14 protein-coding genes and 1 riboswitch are annotated in these 15,012 nt (G+C 72.9%); of the genes, 11 read left to right on the top strand and 3 right to left on the bottom strand.

What is annotated here, in order from left to right:
- Positions 1-78: 78 nt before the first annotated feature.
- The gene (locus tag ACH4FH_RS21225; RefSeq protein ID WP_398557431.1) at positions 79-1,320 is read right to left on the bottom strand and encodes an MFS transporter; all 1,242 of its coding nucleotides are present in this window, start codon (positions 1,318-1,320) and stop codon (positions 79-81) included.
- Between the two features lie 69 nt (positions 1,321-1,389).
- Between ACH4FH_RS21225 and ACH4FH_RS21220 the strand changes: the two genes are divergently transcribed.
- A complete protein-coding gene (locus tag ACH4FH_RS21220; protein WP_398557430.1) occupies positions 1,390-2,619 on the top strand; it encodes an ROK family transcriptional regulator in 1,230 nt (409 codons plus the stop codon).
- Positions 2,620-2,680: 61 nt separating this feature from the next.
- Here the strand turns inward: ACH4FH_RS21220 and ACH4FH_RS21215 are convergent, their stop codons facing one another.
- Positions 2,681-3,460, bottom strand: a complete 780-nt coding sequence (locus ACH4FH_RS21215; protein ID WP_398557429.1) for an SDR family oxidoreductase — start codon at positions 3,458-3,460, stop codon at positions 2,681-2,683.
- A gap of 178 nt (positions 3,461-3,638) precedes the next feature.
- Positions 3,639-3,769, top strand: a riboswitch (FMN riboswitch).
- A gap of 188 nt (positions 3,770-3,957) precedes the next feature.
- Here ACH4FH_RS21215 and ribD point away from each other — a divergent pair.
- The 10 genes from ribD to ACH4FH_RS21165 all read left to right on the top strand — a co-directional run bounded on the left by ribD (position 3,958) and on the right by ACH4FH_RS21165 (position 12,773).
- Positions 3,958-5,052 carry a bifunctional diaminohydroxyphosphoribosylaminopyrimidine deaminase/5-amino-6-(5-phosphoribosylamino)uracil reductase RibD gene (ribD, locus tag ACH4FH_RS21210; RefSeq protein WP_398557623.1) on the top strand — a complete coding sequence of 365 codons (1,095 nt, stop codon included), beginning with the start codon at positions 3,958-3,960 and terminating at the stop codon, positions 5,050-5,052.
- Between the two features lies 1 nt (position 5,053).
- Positions 5,054-5,680 carry a riboflavin synthase gene (locus ACH4FH_RS21205; protein WP_398557428.1) on the top strand — a complete coding sequence of 209 codons (627 nt, stop codon included), beginning with the start codon at positions 5,054-5,056 and terminating at the stop codon, positions 5,678-5,680.
- The gene (locus ACH4FH_RS21200) at positions 5,677-6,330 is read left to right on the top strand and encodes a nicotinamide riboside transporter PnuC (RefSeq protein ID WP_398557427.1); all 654 of its coding nucleotides are present in this window, start codon (positions 5,677-5,679) and stop codon (positions 6,328-6,330) included. The genes ACH4FH_RS21205 and ACH4FH_RS21200 overlap by 4 nt, the downstream gene beginning before the upstream one ends.
- Before the next feature lie 91 nt (positions 6,331-6,421).
- Complete coding sequence (locus tag ACH4FH_RS21195) at positions 6,422-7,768, top strand: bifunctional 3,4-dihydroxy-2-butanone-4-phosphate synthase/GTP cyclohydrolase II (protein ID WP_398557426.1); 1,347 nt, start codon at positions 6,422-6,424, stop codon at positions 7,766-7,768.
- Positions 7,769-7,877: 109 nt separating this feature from the next.
- On the top strand, positions 7,878-8,363 hold the full coding sequence (gene ribH / locus ACH4FH_RS21190; protein WP_398557425.1) for a 6,7-dimethyl-8-ribityllumazine synthase: 486 nt from the start codon (positions 7,878-7,880) through the stop codon (positions 8,361-8,363).
- A 35-nt stretch (positions 8,364-8,398) separates the two neighbouring features.
- Complete coding sequence (locus ACH4FH_RS21185) at positions 8,399-8,671, top strand: phosphoribosyl-ATP diphosphatase (protein WP_086720687.1); 273 nt, start codon at positions 8,399-8,401, stop codon at positions 8,669-8,671.
- Positions 8,672-8,721: 50 nt separating this feature from the next.
- Complete coding sequence (gene hisG, locus ACH4FH_RS21180; protein ID WP_393894167.1) at positions 8,722-9,570, top strand: ATP phosphoribosyltransferase; 849 nt, start codon at positions 8,722-8,724, stop codon at positions 9,568-9,570.
- A 50-nt stretch (positions 9,571-9,620) separates the two neighbouring features.
- Positions 9,621-10,079 (top strand): PH domain-containing protein, encoded by a 459-nt coding sequence (locus ACH4FH_RS21175; RefSeq protein ID WP_398557424.1) that lies wholly within the window; start codon positions 9,621-9,623, stop codon positions 10,077-10,079.
- Between the two features lie 175 nt (positions 10,080-10,254).
- The gene (locus ACH4FH_RS21170; RefSeq protein WP_398557423.1) at positions 10,255-11,646 is read left to right on the top strand and encodes a hemolysin family protein; all 1,392 of its coding nucleotides are present in this window, start codon (positions 10,255-10,257) and stop codon (positions 11,644-11,646) included.
- Entirely contained in the window at positions 11,643-12,773 is a 1,131-nt protein-coding gene (locus tag ACH4FH_RS21165) for a hemolysin family protein (RefSeq protein WP_398557422.1), read from the top strand. The genes ACH4FH_RS21170 and ACH4FH_RS21165 overlap by 4 nt, the downstream gene beginning before the upstream one ends.
- A 34-nt stretch (positions 12,774-12,807) precedes the next feature.
- Here ACH4FH_RS21165 and ACH4FH_RS21160 read toward each other — a convergent pair whose 3' ends face one another.
- Entirely contained in the window at positions 12,808-14,712 is a 1,905-nt protein-coding gene (locus ACH4FH_RS21160) for an AAA family ATPase (protein ID WP_398557421.1), read from the bottom strand.
- Positions 14,713-15,012 lie beyond the last annotated feature (300 nt).

Below are 15,012 nucleotides of genomic sequence, written 5' to 3'. Positions count from 1 at the left end.
CGCACGGGACGCCGGCCGGAACGGTACGGCGTCCCCGTAGGCGGTCTCGTGCGGCGGTGGGTTGCCGGGCCGTGCCGGTCAGGGCCGCTTCGCGTCGCTCGCCGGCGCCGCCAGATGCCGGCGTGTCTCGCGTCCCGGCACCCGCAGCACCCCCGCGCCCACGACCAGCCCGAAGGCGAGCAGGGTGACCAGCGCGAACGACGCGGTCAACGATGTCGCCTGGGCGATCCCGCCGATCGCCGATGGCGCGATCAGCCCGGAGGCGTAGGTGATCGTGGCGACGCCCGCGATGGCCTGGCTGGGCGCGGGCCCGCTGCGACCGGCGGCCGCGAACGCGAGCGGGACGACCACCGCGATGCCGAGGCCCACCAGGGCGAAACCGCCCATCGCCATCGCGGGATGCCGCGCCGCCACGATCAGCAGTCCGCCGGCCGTCGCGAGCACTCCGCCGGCCCGGACGGTGCGCACCGCCCCGAAGCGGGCCACCACCCTGTCGCCGACGAGCCGGGCAGCCGCCATGGTGCAGGCGAAGGCCGTGGTCGACGCCGCCGCGAGGCCCGCGTCGGTGCCCAGCGCGTCGCGCAGATAGACCGCCGACCAGTCGAGGCTGGCGCCCTCCGCGAAGACCGCGCAGAACCCGACCGCCCCGATGATGAGCGCCGACCGCGGTGGCAGTGCGAAGCGCGGCGGCGGATGCTCCTCGGGGGTGCTGCGCAGATCCAGCACCCCCTGGCAGGCGAGGGCGCCCAGGGCGGTCAACACCAGGGCGGCGCCGGCCAGATGGAGTCTTGCGTCGGTACCGGCGTGCGCGGCGACCGTGCCCGCCGCCGAGCCGAGGAGCGCGCCCACGCTCCACATGCCGTGCAGGCCCGACATGATGGGCCGTTCGAGCCGGTTCTCGGTCTCCACCCCCAGCGCGTTCATCGCGACGTCCGACATGCCCGCGGTCGCGCCGTAGAGCAGCAGTATCGGGCAGAGCACGTACAGACCGGGGGAGAGGGCCGGCAGGATCAGGGCGAGGGTCCAGAGGGCGAGCAGACCGCGCAGCGCGGTGCGGGCGCCGAAGCGGTGGCTGATCCGCCCGGCCAGCGGCATCGCCAGCGAGGCGCCGATCGCGGGAAAGGCGAGGGCCAGGCCCAGCTGCCCGGGGCTGATGCCGGTGTGCTCCTGGATCCAGGGGATGCGGGTGGCGAAATTGCCGGTCACCGCGCCATGGATGCAGAACACCGCGGCGACGGCCCAGCGCGCGCGGCGCAGCTCGTCCCGGGAGAAGCGGGAGGGCTGTGGGGAGGGGCTGGCGGAGCTATCGGTACCGACCATGGGCGCTAAATTATCAGGAACCCTGCCTGTTAATACGACTATTGCCGCAGGGGATGCAAGGATCCCGCCATGCACGCACCCCGCGCGGCGACCGCAGGCCGCACCGCCTCACCGAGCACCGCCCGGCTGATCAACGACCGGCTCGCGCTTCAACTCCTTCAGTCCGAAGGGCCTTTGACGGCGAATCAGCTCAAGACGATGACCGGCCTGTCCCGCCCGACGGTCGCGGACCTCGTCGACCGCCTCCAGGAAGCCGGCCTGGTCAGCGTCGTCGGCGAGAGCGGCGCCCGGCGGCGCGGACCCAACGCCCGGCTCTACGGCATCGTCGCCGACCGGGCCCACCTCGTCGGCCTGGACCTGCGCACCCACAGCGCCACCGTCGCGGTCGCCGATCTCCTCGGCCGGGTGCGCGCCGAACGCACTGTCCCGATCCGCCCGGACGACGCCCCCGAGGAGGCCGTCGAGAGGTCCCTGGCCGCTGTGCACACGGCGCTGGACGCGGCCGGCGCCGGTACCCCGCACACCGTCGCCGTCGGCGCTCCCGGCCTCGTCGACCCCGCCACCGGACGGTTCGGGGACACCGGCTGGATCCCGTCCTGGCACGCCACGCTGGTCACCGCCCTGCGTGAGCGCACGGCTGTGCCGGTGCTGCTGGAGAACGAGGTCAACCTCGCCGCCATCGCCGAACAGCGGGACGGCGCCGCGCGGGACCGCGACACCTTTGTGCTGCTCTGGCTCGGGCACGGCACCGGCGCCGCGGTCGTTCTGGAAGGAAAGCTGCGGCGCGGCGCCTCCGGCGGCACCGGCGAGATCGGCTTCCTGCCGGTCCCCGGCACCGCGGCCCTGCCCTCCGCCGACGGCTGCGACGGAGGCTTCCACTCCCTTGCCGGCTCCGCCGCGATCTGCGCGCTGGCGGCGGAACACGGCTTCCCGGGCGCGGCCGGCGCCGCGCCCGACCGCCCCGGCGCCGACGACGCCCCGCCCGCCGAGCACCTCGTACGGGCCGCCGCCGAGAGTGACGCGGGCGCCGCGTTCCTCGACGCGCTGGCCGCACGGATCGCCCTCGGAGTGGCCGCCGTGTGCGCCGTGCTCGATCCCGGGTGCGTCGTCCTCGGCGGCGAGATCGGCCGCGGCGGCGGCGATGCGCTCGCCGGGCGCGTCGACGGGCATCTGGCCCGGCTGTCCCCACTGCGCACCGACGTACGCGCGGGGACGGTCGGCGGGCGGGCGGTGCTCCGCGGCGCGGTGCTCGCCGCGCGGGACGCCGCTCAGGCGGAGCTGTTCGCGCCCGCGGGCTGAGCCGGCCGCCGTGCCGCGCCGGGGCGGCCGTCGAGCCGCGGCGGCGCCGCTCGGCCGCACGTCACCGTGCCGACCCGGTACCCGCCCGCTCGGCCAGGAACTCGGCGTAGGTGCGGCGCCCGTCGGCGTGCTCCGGCGTGAGGTTCTCGCCCCGGCGCACCGCCGCGAACGTCGAACCCGGCAGCCACACCGGCATCAGCAGCCGGCGCCGTCCGCCCGCCTCCAAGGTGGCCTGTGCGAGCTCCTTGAAGTCCAGCACCTCCGGCCCGCCCATGTCGGGCACCCGCCCGGCCGGCTCGCCGGCCGCCAGCTCCGCCAGCCGGTCCGCGACCTCCCGCACGTCGACGGGCTGCAGCCGCACCCCGGCGAGGACCGGCAGTACCGGGGAGCGGGCGCCGGACTTCACCAGCCCGAGCACCAGATTGTGGAACTGCGTCGTGCGCAGCACCGTCCAGCCCAGGCCGGAGTCCTCGATGGTCCGCTCCACCGCGAGCTTGGCGCGGTAGTAGCCCAACGGGATGCGGTCCACGCCGACGATGGAGATGTAGACCAGATGGGGGACGCCGGCCGCCTTCGCCGCGGCCACGAGCCGGCCGGCCGCCTCGGTGTCGCCACCGGCAGGGGAGGTCGCGCAGTGCACGATCGCGTCCACGCCCGCCACCGCGTCGTCCAGCCCGGTGCCGTCCCGCAGGTCGACCGCGCACGCCCGCAGCCGGGGCCGCTCCGTGAAGGTGTGCGGCCGCCGGCTCAGCGACCGGACGTCGTGGCCGTCGTCGAGCAGTCGGCCGACCAGGACCCGTCCGAGCGTCCCCGTGCCACCGGTCACCAGAATTGTCGCCATCGCGCATCCGTCCTTGAAGTGGGAGTCGGGGCGAGTGTTTCCCCCGACTGCGACGAAACACGCCCACCGGCTGTGACACCCGGCCCCCACGCGGCCCTGTGAGGCACCCCACAAAGCCTCGCCCGCATGGGCGACGGCCCGACGTGGCAGACTGAAGCCGTACTGACATGAAAGCAGCAAGCGCACTCCGGGGTCGGTGTAATTCCGAACCGGCGGTAACAGTCCGCGACCCGTCCGCAGCCAGCGGCCGGTTGAGCAGGTGAAATTCCTGCACCGACGGTGAAAGTCCGGATGGGAGGCAGTGCGCGGCGGGCAAGCTTTCGGTACACCGCCGTCGGCGGCGCGTCCGGTTTCATCTCCCGGACTGCCGGCACTTCCGGCTCGCGGTGTTTCCGTAGCCTTGTTTCCGCTTCTGTCGTTCCAGACAGCCCCGGAGTCCATGCCCTGAGAGGCAGGAGGACCCGGTGGCCACCCCAGCCCCCGTCGAGACCGCGGCGATGCGCCGGGCCATCGAGCTCGCCGCCCGCGGACTCGGGCACACCAGCCCCAATCCCGTGGTCGGCTGTGTGGTGCTGGACTCCGAAGGCCGGACGGCGGGCGAGGGCTGGCACCGGCGCGCCGGCGGGCCGCATGCCGAGATCCACGCGCTGCGCGCGGCGGGCGAACGGGCCAGGGGCGGCACCGCGGTGGTCACCCTGGAACCCTGCAACCACACCGGCCGCACCGGCCCCTGCGCCCAGGCGCTCATCGAAGCCGGTGTCGCCCGCGTCGTCTACGCCGTCTCCGACCCCTACCCGGCCGCCACCGGCGGCGCCGTCACCGTGGCCGAGGCGGGGATCGACGTCGAGGGCGGGCTGCTCGCCGACGAAGCCGCCGCCGGCAACGAGGCATGGCTGACGTCGGTCCTGCGCGGCCGCCCCTTCGTGCTGTGGAAGTACGCCGCCACTCTGGACGGACGCATCGCCGCCGCCGACGGCACCAGCCGCTGGATCTCCTCGCCCGCCTCACGCGCCGATGTGCACCGCCTCCGGGCCGCCGCGGACGCCGTCATCGTCGGCTCCGGCACCGCCCGCGCCGACGACCCCCAGCTCGGCGCCCGGATCAGCGGTCTGTCCGACGACGAGATCAGCCAGCCGCTACGGGTCGTCGTCGACTCCGGCGCCACCGCCGTCAAGGCCGGCGCCCGCGTCCTGGACGGCACGGCGCCCACCCTCATCGCCGTGGCCGAGGACGCCGACGCCGCGCACCTCGACGGTCTCGCCCCGCTGCTCCGGCTGCCGCGCGCCGCCGACGGGCGCGGCCTGCACATCCCCGCTCTGCTCCAGGCCCTGTACGAGCGCGACGTGCGCTCCGTGCTCCTGGAGGGCGGCCCCACGCTCGCCGGCGCCTTCCTCTCCGCCCAGGCCGTCGACAAGGTCGTCGGCTATCTCGCGCCGGTGCTGCTCGGCGCGGGCCCGGCCGCCCTCGGCGACGCCGGAATCAGCACCATCGCCGACGCGTTGCGGCTCGATGTGACCGACACCGAGCGGCTCGGCCCCGACCTGCGCATCACCGCCAACCCCATCCGCCACGCCCTGCACGAGGAGAACTGAAGTGTTCACCGGAATCGTCGAAGAACTGGGCGAGGTCGTCGCCGTCGAGAAGCTCGCCGACGCCTCCCGCTTCCGACTGCGTGGCCCGGTCGTCACCGAGGACGCCAAGCACGGCGACTCCATCGCCGTCAACGGCGTCTGTCTGACCGTCGTGGACACCGCCGACGGTGAGTTCACCGCCGATGTGATGGCCGAAACCCTGAACCGCTCCAGCCTCGGCGCGCTGGCCACCGGCTCGCGGGTCAACCTGGAGCGCCCGATGGCGCTGGGCGGCAGGCTCGGCGGGCACCTCGTGCAGGGCCACGTCGACGGCACCGGCACCGTCACCGAGCGCGTGCCCGGCGAGAACTGGGAGATCGTCAAGGTCTCGCTGCCCGCCGCGCTCACGCGCTACGTCGTCGAGAAGGGCTCCATCACCGTCGACGGCGTCAGCCTCACCGTCGTCGAGGCCGCGCAGGACTACTTCACCATCAGCCTCATCCCCACCACCCTCGCGCTGACCACCCTGGGCATCAAGAAGATCGGCGATCCCGTCAACCTGGAGGTCGACGTGCTCGCCAAGTACGTCGAGCGGCTCCTCGGCAACGGCGCCACACCCACCGAGCCGATCGAAGGGGCTACCTCGTGAGCGCCCTGACCTGGCTCAACGGCGAGGCGTTCACCGCCTTCGGGCAGCACGTCATCTGGTCCGACATGGTCGGCAACACCATCGGCCTGGCCGCGCTGGCCCTCGGCTGGCGGCGGTCGCTGTGGACCTGGCCCGCCCAGTTCCTCTCCGGCGTCATCCTCGTCGCCGCCTACGCCTCCGCCCACCTCAGCGGTGGCGTCGGCAAGCAGCTCCTGGTCATCGGTGTGGCGGCGTGGGGCTGGCGGCAGTGGCAACGCGGCCGTCAGCAGGCGCAGGACGGCTCCATCGCCGTCCGCTTCGCCACCTGGCGCGAGCGCGGCCTGCTGCTGGGCGGCACGGCTCTGGGCACGGTCGCCGTCGGCAGCCTGTTCACCCTTCTCCCGCAGCTCTCCTGGAACCCCTGGCCGGACGCCTACATCTTCGTCGGCACGCTCGCCGCGATGGTCGCCCAGGCGCGCGGACTGGTCGAGTTCTGGTTCGCCTGGCTGCTCGTCGACCTCGTCGGGGTGCCGCTGGCCTTCAGCAGCGGGCTGGCCTTCTCCGGCTTCGTCTACGTCGTCTATCTCGTCCTTGTCCTGTGGGGCATGCGCGACTGGTGGCTGCGCTCGCGTGCGAGCGGCCGCCCCGTCCTGGAAGGAGCACTCCCGTGAGCGACGTACGCGTGGCCGCAGCGCCGCAGGCAGTACAGACATCCGCACTTCAGCGCCGCACCGGCGGGGAAGCGAACGAGGGGGCACAGGCATGAGTGCACTGCAGAGCTGGTACGACGCGGAAGCCTTCGACGGTTCCGAGGCGGCCGAGTTGACGCTCGACCCGGTCGAGCGGGCGATCGCCGACATCGCCGCGGGCCGCCCCGTGGTCGTGGTGGACGACGAGAACCGCGAGAACGAGGGCGACCTCGTCGTCGCGGCCGAGAAGGCCACCCCCGAGATCGTCGCCTTCATGATGAGCGAGTGCCGCGGACTGATCTGCGCCCCCATGGAGGGCCCGGAGCTGGACCGGCTGGAACTGCCGCAGATGGTCGAGAACAACACGGAGTCGATGCGGACGGCCTTCACCGTCTCCGTCGACGCCACCGCCGCGCACGGTGTCACCACCGGCATCTCCGCCGCCGACCGCGCCGCCACCCTGCGGCTGCTCGCCTCCGGCGAATCGGTCGCCGGTGACTTCGTGCGGCCCGGCCACATCTTCCCGCTGCGGGCCCGGCCGGGCGGCGTACTGGTCCGCGACGGCCACACCGAGGCGGGCGTCGACCTGGCCCGGCTGGCCGGACTGCGCCCGGCCGCCGCGATCGTGGAGATCGCCGGTGAGGACGGCACCATGCTGCGCCTGCCCGAGCTGGTGCCCTTCGCCCGCAAGCACGGGCTGGCGATCATCTCCATCGAGGACCTGATCGCCTACCGCCGGATGTCGGTGCCCACGGTCCGCCGCGAGGCACAGACCCGGCTGCCCACCGCGCACGGCGAGTACACCGCCTACGGCTACCGCTCCACCGTCGACGGCGTCGAGCACATCGCGCTGGTCGCCGGCGAGATCGGTGACGGCGAGGACGTCCTGGTCCGGGTCCACTCGGAGTGCCTGACCGGCGACATCTTCCACTCGCAGCGCTGCGACTGCGGACCTCAGCTGGAGGCTTCGCTGGAGCGCATCAGCGAGGCGGGCCGCGGCGTGGTGATCTACCTGCGCGGCCACGAGGGACGCGGCATCGGGCTGCTGTCGAAGCTGCGCGCCTACGAGCTCCAGGAGCGCGGCCGGGACACCCTCGACGCCAACCTGGAACTGGGGCTGCCCGCCGACTCCCGCGACTACGCCGCGGGCGCGCAGATGCTCCAGGACCTCGGTGTCCGCTCCCTGCGCCTGATGACCAACAACCCCGAGAAGACCGCCGCCATGGTGCGGTACGGCCTCGACGTCACCGGCCGCGAGCCGATGCCCGTCAAGGCCGGCGAGCACAACCTCCGGTACCTGCGCACCAAGCGGGACCGGATGGGGCACGATCTGCCCTGGCTGCCCGGTGCAGGTACCGGCTCCACCGGAGCGGCTGACGCCGCGCCCCCCAATGCCGCGTCCACCTGCGGCAACCAGTAGCACCGCTGCCCGCCCGAAGGCAGCGGACCAGCAGCAACACAGCGGAAACGCACCGCAACACCAGCAGACCGTCAGCACCACCAGCACCATCACCCGTACGAGGAGAATCGTGAGCGGCAAGGGCGCACCCGAACTGACCGTGAAGAACTGTGGCGACCTGCGGGTGGCCGTCATCGCGGCGCAATGGCACCAGCAGGTCATGGACGGCCTCGTGGACGGCGCGCTGCGCGCCCTCACCGAACTCGGCATCGACGAGCCGACGCTGCTGCGGGTGCCCGGCGCCTTCGAGCTGCCGGTCGTCGCCAAGGTGCTGGCCGGTCGCGGCTACGACGCGGTCGTCGCCCTCGGCGTGGTCATCAAGGGCGGCACCCCGCACTTCGACTACGTCTGCCAGGGCGTCACCCAGGGCCTGACCCAGGTCTCGGTGGACACCGGCGTACCGATCGGCTTCGGCGTACTGACCTGCGACACCGAGGAGCAGGCGCTGGACCGCGCCGGTATCGAGGGGTCGTCCGAGGACAAGGGCCACGAAGCGGTCACCGCCGCCGTCGCCACCGCGGCCACCCTCCGTTCGGTCTCCGAACCCTGGCGCTGAGCGGGACGGGGCGACCGCGTAGGGTAGGCAGCACCATGTCCAAGAAGACGTTCGAGGAGCTCTTCTCCGAGCTCCAGCAGAAGGCCGCCACCGGCGACCCCGCCACCTCCCGCACCGCAGAACTGGTGCAGGCCGGTGTCCATACCATCGGCAAGAAGGTCGTCGAAGAGGCGGCCGAAGTGTGGATGGCCGCGGAGTACGAATCCGACGAGGCCGCCGCTGAGGAGATCTCGCAGCTCCTCTACCACCTTCAGGTGATGATGGTCGCCAAGGGAATCTCCCTCGACGACGTCTACGCCCACCTGTGATCAACCACCAGTTCCCCCCAACACCCCCTCGCACGAAGGAATCCGCTCTCATGCTGCGCATCGCTGTCCCCAACAAGGGTTCACTGTCCGAGCCTGCGTCGGCGATGCTCCATGAGGCCGGATACCGCCAGCGCAAGGACCGCAGGGAACTGGTCCTGGTCGACGCGGACAACGAGGTCGAGTTCTTCTTCCTGCGCCCGCGGGACATCGCGGTGTACGTCGGATCCGGCAAGCTCGACATCGGCATCACCGGCCGTGACCTGCTGCTGGACTCCGGCTCGCAGGCGGAGGAGATCCTCCAGCTCGGCTTCGCCGGGTCGACGTTCCGCTACGCCACCCGCCCGGGCACGGCGAAGGACGTCACGGAGTTCGGCGGCATGACGATCGCCACCTCCTTCTCCGGTCTGGTCACCCAGCACCTCGCCGACAACGGTGTGGACGCCTCCGTCGTCCACCTCGACGGCGCCGTCGAGACCGCCATCCAGCTCGGGGTCGCCGAGATCATCGCGGACGTCGTGGAGACCGGCACCACCCTGCGCAACGCCGGCCTGGAGATCATCGGCGAGCCGATCCTGAAGTCGGAGGCGGTCGTCATCCGCCGCACCGGCGCCCCGGACGACGACCCGAAGGTCCGCCAGTTCCTGCGCCGTATGCAGGGCGTCCTGGTGGCCCGGCGCTACGTGATGATGGACTACGACATCCGCGTCGAGCACGTCGAGAAGGCCGTCGCCCTCACCCCGGGCCTGGAGTCGCCGACCGTCTCCCCGCTGCACCACGAAGGCTGGGTCGCGGTCCGCTCGATGGTCCCCTCCAAGGACGCCCAGCGCATCATGGACGAGCTGTACGACCTCGGCGCCCGCGCGATCCTGACGACCGGCATCCACGCCTGCCGTCTGTGACCGCCCCCCCGCTGACCCCCTACGCCTCGCCCACGACGGAAGACCACGACGTGTCCGCGCCTGACGCCCTGCCCAGCCTCCCGGTGACCTTCCGGCCGACTCGCACCCGGGTCGTGCTGTACGCCGTCGGCATCGCCCAGCTCGCCGCCCTCGCGGCGATCGCGGTGCTGCTGCCGAAGCTGAGCGGTGGCGAGCGGGCCAGCTTCGTGCTGACCGGCGCGCTGATCCTGGCTGTCCTCCTGCTGCTCGCCCGCCCCAAGGTGGTCGCGCGCCAGGAGGGCGTCACGGTCGTCAACCTCACCACCAAGCGGGAGCTGGCCTGGGCCCAGATCCTGCGCGTCAACCTCCGCGTCGGCGACCCGTGGGTCCATCTGGACCTCGCCGACGGCACCAGCCTGCCGGCGATGGGCATCCAGCCCGGTATCGCCAAGGACCAGGCCATCCGTGACGCCCGTGCGCTGCGCGGACTCACCGAGACGCACGGCACCGGCCGCCACACGGCACCGTGACCCTGCCCCAATCCGAGCCCTGCTGATTACTCTGTTCTCCGGGGTGCGCTCCGCGCCCCGCCCTTCAGAGGGCAAAACTGCGACCCGAGGAGTGACTCCCTCCGGCAATGGACGGATCGTCCTGTAGTACCTGCGCCGCCCCTTCGGAACCCCCAAGTACCACGGAGGCGGCGGCATGACCGGCCCCCTGCTGCTGCTCGCAGCGGCACTCGTCCTGATCCTGGCCAACGGTTTCTTCGTGGCCGCGGAGTTCGGACTCGTCACCGTCGAGAAGGCGGACGCCGAGCGGGCCGCGGCCGACGGCGACCGCCGCGCCCGCACCGTCGTCTCCGCGTTGCGCGAACTCTCCTTCCAGCTGTCCGGCACCCAACTCGGCATCACCATCACCTCCCTGGTGGTCGGCATGCTCGCGGAGCCGGCGCTGGCCCAGCTGCTGGCCGACCCGCTGCTGGCGACCGGCCTGCCCAAGGGCGCCGTCCCGGGCACCGCGGTCGTCATCGGCATGCTGCTGGCCTCCGCCGTCCAGATGGTCGTCGGCGAGCTGGTGCCCAAGAACTGGGCGGTGTCCAGGCCGCTTCAGGTCGCGCGCTTCGTCGCCGGCCCGCAGAACGCCTTCTCGCACCTCTTCCGCCCGGTGATCACGCTGCTGAACACCACCGCGAACCGCCTCGTCCGCTCCCTGGGCGTGGAGCCGACCGACGAGCTGGCGTCCGCCCGGACGCCGGGCGAGCTGGTCTCGCTGGCCCGCCACTCCGCGCAGGCCGGCGCGATCGAGCAGGACACCGCCGACCTCTTCGTCCGCACCCTCTCGCTGGGCGACCTGACCGCGGAGAACGTCATGACGCCGCGGGTGCGCGTGAGCGCCCTGCAGGCGTCCGCCACCGCCGAGGACGTCGTGAACCTCACCCGCGCCACCGGGCTCTCCCGTTTCCCCGTCTACCGCACCCGGCTCGACGAGGTCGTCGGCATGGTGCACCTCAAGGACGCCCTGGCGGTCCCGACCCACGAGCGGCTGCGCACTCCGGCGGCCCGGATCGCGGTACCGCCGCTGCTGGTGCCCGAGACGCTGCCCGTACAGCCGCTGCTGGAGCGGCTGCGCAGCGAACAGCCGATAGCGGTGGTGGTCGACGAGTACGGCGGCACCGCCGGCGTGGTCACGCTGGAGGACATCATCGAGGAGCTCGTGGGCGAGGTACGCGACGAGCACGACCGGGTGGACCTGCCCGAGCTGGGGCAGGCCCCGGCCGAGGAGGGACGCCCCGCGTGGGACGCCGACGGCGGCTGCCGGGTGGACACGCTGCGCAAGATCGGCCTGGCGGCACCCGACGGGCCGTACGAGACGGTGGCAGGACTGGTGGCACACATACTCGGCCGGATCCCGGCCCCCGGTGACATCGCCGAACTCGACGGCTGGCGGCTGCGGGTGCGGCTGGTGTCGCACCACCGCGCCGAACGGATAAGGATCGTGCGGACGGCGCCCCTCGCGTCCGCCACCGCCACCGCGGCACCCGCCGCACCCGAAGCTCCCCGCGAGCGGGTCCCGGCCGGCGCGGAGGTGGCTCGATGAGCCTGGTCCAGCTTCTGTTCGCGATACTGCTCGTGCTCGCCAACGGCTTCTTCGTCGGCGCGGAGTTCGCCCTCGTCTCGGTACGCCGCAGCCAGATCGAGCCGCTGGCCACGGAGGGCTCCAAACGGGCCCGGCAGGTCCTGCACGGCCTGGAGAACCTCCCGCAGATGATGGCCGCCGCGCAGTTCGGCATCACCGTCTGCTCCCTGACGCTCGGCGCGGTGGCCGAGCCGACCGTCGCCCACCTCCTGGAGCCGGTCTTTCAGGCCGCGCATCTGCCCGAGCCGCTGGTGCACCCCCTCGGCTATGTCATCGCCCTGGCGCTGGTGGTCTTCCTGCACCTCGTCATCGGCGAGATGGTGCCGAAGAACATGGCGATGGCGGCGCCCGAGAAGACCGCCCTGTGGTTCAGCCCCGGCCTGGTCGCCTTCGCGCGGCTGTGCCGCCCGGTGACCGCCCTGCTCGGTGCCTGTTCCCGCGGTGTGCTGCGGCTCTTCGGCGTCGAGCCGAAGGACGAGGTGGAGGCGGTCTTCACCAGCGAGCAGCTGACCCATCTCGTCGAGGACTCAGGTCAAGCGGGGCTCCTCGGCCCCGCCGAGCAGGAGCGGCTCTCCGACGCCCTGGAACTGGGCAGCCGCCCCGTCACCGACGTGCTGCTCGACCCGGCGGGCCTGGTCACCGTCGATGCGACCGTCACGCCCCGCCAGGTGGAGGAGCTGACGGTCAAGACCGGCTACTCCCGCTTCCCGGTGTGCGCGTCCGGCGGCGCGTACATGGGCTATTTGCATGTCAAGGACGTACTGGACCTGGAGGAGCGGGACCGTGCGGTGCCGCAGCGGATCTGGCACCCGATGGCGACCCTGCGCGCCGAGCTGCCCTTGGACGACGCCCTGACGGCGATGCGCCGGGCCGCCTCCCATCTGGCGGCGGTCGCCGACGCGACCGGCCGGGTGCTGGGCCTGGTCGCGCTGGAGGACGTGCTGGAGATGCTGGTCGGCGAGGTCCGCGACCCCGCGCACCGTGATGGGCCGGGCGCCCGCCCGGCGCGCCGGAGCGCGGGCGAGCGCATCGCCGAGCCACGTGCGGAGCCGGTGCTGCCGGCGGACGAGCGGGCGCTGGCCGGCTGACCGGGTGTGCGCCGGAGTGCCCCGGCGCGCACCGCTACAGGTCCAGGCCCCTGGGCGGTGTCTGGGGGTCGGGGCCGCGGCCGGAGAGCACCTCGCCGTACGCCTGCATGAGGTCCGGCAGGCGGAGGGTGGCGAGGTCGTCGCGGCCAGGGGTGCCGCGCCAGGTGGACAGCCGCAGGTCGCGGTAGGCGCAGCTCTTCTCGTAGAGGGTGCGCAGGAAGCGGCCGTTGCCCAGCTCGTCGATCCAGCCCTGCTCGACGACATGGCCGCTGATGCTGGCCAGCTCGTCGACGGTCTCCTCGTCCCAGCGGTCGCCGTTCTCCGCGGCCAGCACCTCGCCGATCGCGGTCAGCTCCGAGGGCCGGTAGCTGGGGAAGTCCACGCGGCTGGTGAAGCGGGAGGAGAGGCCGGGGTTGACGGCGAGCAGCCGGTCCATGCCCTCCGGATAGCCGGCCAGGATGACGACCAGGCGGTCGCGGTTGTCCTCCGCGCGCTTGAGCAGCACCTGCAGTGCCTCGTCGCCGTACGCGTCGCCCTTGCTGTAGCCGGAGTTGGACAGGCTGTACGCCTCGTCGACGAACAGCACCCCGCCCAGCGCCGAGTCGATCAGCTCATTGGCCTTGACCGCGGTCTGACCGAGGAACTCGCCGACCAGATCGGAGCGTTGGGCCTCCACGAGGTGGTCGCCGCCGAGCAGGCCGAGGGCGTAGAACACCCGGCCGAGTATCCGGGCGACGGTCGTCTTGCCGGTGCCCGAGGGCCCGGAGAAGACGAAGTGCCGCTTGGGTGGCTGTACCGGCAGACCCTGGCTCGCGCGCAGCCGCGCCATCCGCAACTGCGCCGACAGCGCCCGCACTTGACGCTTGACCGGCTCCATGCCGACCATCCGCTCCAGCTCGCCCAGGGCCTTTTCCAGCAGTACGGGGTCGGCCGGCCCGGCGGGCAGCCGCTCGGCCCCGCGCGGCCCCGGTGTGGTGGCCTTGACCCGGGCGGTGGTGTCGCTCCCGGCCGGCGGGCCGCCGAGGTCGCCCTCCGGCCCGTCGGCGGCGTCGCCGGTGGCCAGCAGCTCGCGGCCGTCCACCGGGTCGAGCGGCGAGAGGGGGTCGAGGTCGCCGCCCGCTTCCTGGCCGAGGCCGGAGGCGGAGACCGTCGCCAGGTCGGAGCCCTCGTCCAGGCCGTCCGCCTCGGCGATGGCGGCCAGCCGGGCCGCGGTGTCCATGAAGGCCGGGTCGACGCGGTGCACCGCGCGGTAGAGGGGGAGGGCCGCGGCGCTGCGGCCGGTGCCCTCGTGGGCGCGGGCGAGCCAGTAGCGCAGCTCCTTGCGCTGCGGCTGCTCGCTACGGCAGCGCATCAGCGCGGCGGACAGCAGTGGCTCGGCCTGGCCGTACATCTCCAGCCGCACCCGGGCCATACCGCCGAACAGTCCGGCCTCGATGCCCAGGATCGGGTCGTCCAGCAGCGGCTCGGTGTGCCGTACCAGCTGGTCCCAGTCCTTGACGAGGTAGGCGCGGCAGGCGTGCAGGAAGCGGACCTGCGGATCGGTGTCCACCGGCGGGCAGCCGGCCAGCGCCTGGTCCAGTTCGGCGACGTGGCGGCCGTCCAGCCAGTGGGAGGCGTGGGCCAGCAGCAGATCGCGGCCGGATTCCAGCACCGGCTGGACCCACCAGCCCAGCCAGTACCAGGAGTTGAGGGTGCGGCGATGCCGGGCGCGCTGCTCACCGAAGCGGTCGCGGTGCCGGTGCATGCGCAGCAGTGCGGTGGAGGTGTCGGCGCGCAGCGCGTGCAGACCGAGCCAGGCGTCGGCCATGGTGGGGTCGAGGCGTACCGCGGCCCGGAACTCCTCCTCGGCCTGCGGATAGGCGCCCACGGTGTAGGCGTCGACCGCGCGCAGCCAGGCGAGTTCGGCCGGGGCGGGTGAACCTTGCGCGCCGAAATCCATCCCGTCCCCCCACAAAACGTCCCCCCGTGGTGTGCCGCCGGGCAAGTGCCGGGCCGCAAGCCCCCCGAACCGGCGTACGACGGGCGGAAGTTGCTCCTCCGCACGCACCTCGGTCCGCGCCCTTCGGTGGCACAGACCCGCATCGTACCTGCGGGAGAGGGTCGCGCCGTAGAGGGCCGCACGGCGGAGAGTGACGCGGAATCCGCAGCTCGGCGGCGCGAAGGATGCGGTGACCGAGGGTGAGGGATTGGCGGGGGACGGCACCGCCGGAGGAGGCTTTCGCACAGTACGAAGCCCCCG

Origin of the sequence: Streptomyces sp. NPDC017993, from assembly GCF_044328065.1 — a bacterium.
In the GTDB taxonomy this organism is placed as follows: domain Bacteria; phylum Actinomycetota; class Actinomycetes; order Streptomycetales; family Streptomycetaceae; genus Streptomyces.
Note: the sequence above shows the minus strand (reverse complement) of the source record. Positions and strands in the feature narration are given on the sequence as shown.

Bases quoted from the DNA above. Each gene is read 5' to 3' on its own strand.
- ACH4FH_RS21220 (WP_398557430.1), top strand. From the start codon at position 1,390: ATGCACGCACCCCGCGCGGCGACCGCAGGCCGCACCGCCTCACCGAGC.
- ACH4FH_RS21170 (WP_398557423.1), top strand. From the start codon at position 10,255: ATGACCGGCCCCCTGCTGCTGCTCGCAGCGGCACTCGTCCTGATCCTG.
- ACH4FH_RS21195 (WP_398557426.1), top strand. From the start codon at position 6,422: ATGAGTGCACTGCAGAGCTGGTACGACGCGGAAGCCTTCGACGGTTCC.
- hisG (WP_393894167.1), top strand. From the start codon at position 8,722: ATGCTGCGCATCGCTGTCCCCAACAAGGGTTCACTGTCCGAGCCTGCG.
- ACH4FH_RS21160 (WP_398557421.1), bottom strand. From the start codon at position 14,712: ATGGATTTCGGCGCGCAAGGTTCACCCGCCCCGGCCGAACTCGCCTGG.
- ACH4FH_RS21225 (WP_398557431.1), bottom strand. From the start codon at position 1,320: ATGGTCGGTACCGATAGCTCCGCCAGCCCCTCCCCACAGCCCTCCCGC.
- ACH4FH_RS21185 (WP_086720687.1), top strand. From the start codon at position 8,399: ATGTCCAAGAAGACGTTCGAGGAGCTCTTCTCCGAGCTCCAGCAGAAG.
- ACH4FH_RS21215 (WP_398557429.1), bottom strand. From the start codon at position 3,460: ATGGCGACAATTCTGGTGACCGGTGGCACGGGGACGCTCGGACGGGTC.
- ribD (WP_398557623.1), top strand. From the start codon at position 3,958: ATGCGCCGGGCCATCGAGCTCGCCGCCCGCGGACTCGGGCACACCAGC.
- ACH4FH_RS21165 (WP_398557422.1), top strand. From the start codon at position 11,643: ATGAGCCTGGTCCAGCTTCTGTTCGCGATACTGCTCGTGCTCGCCAAC.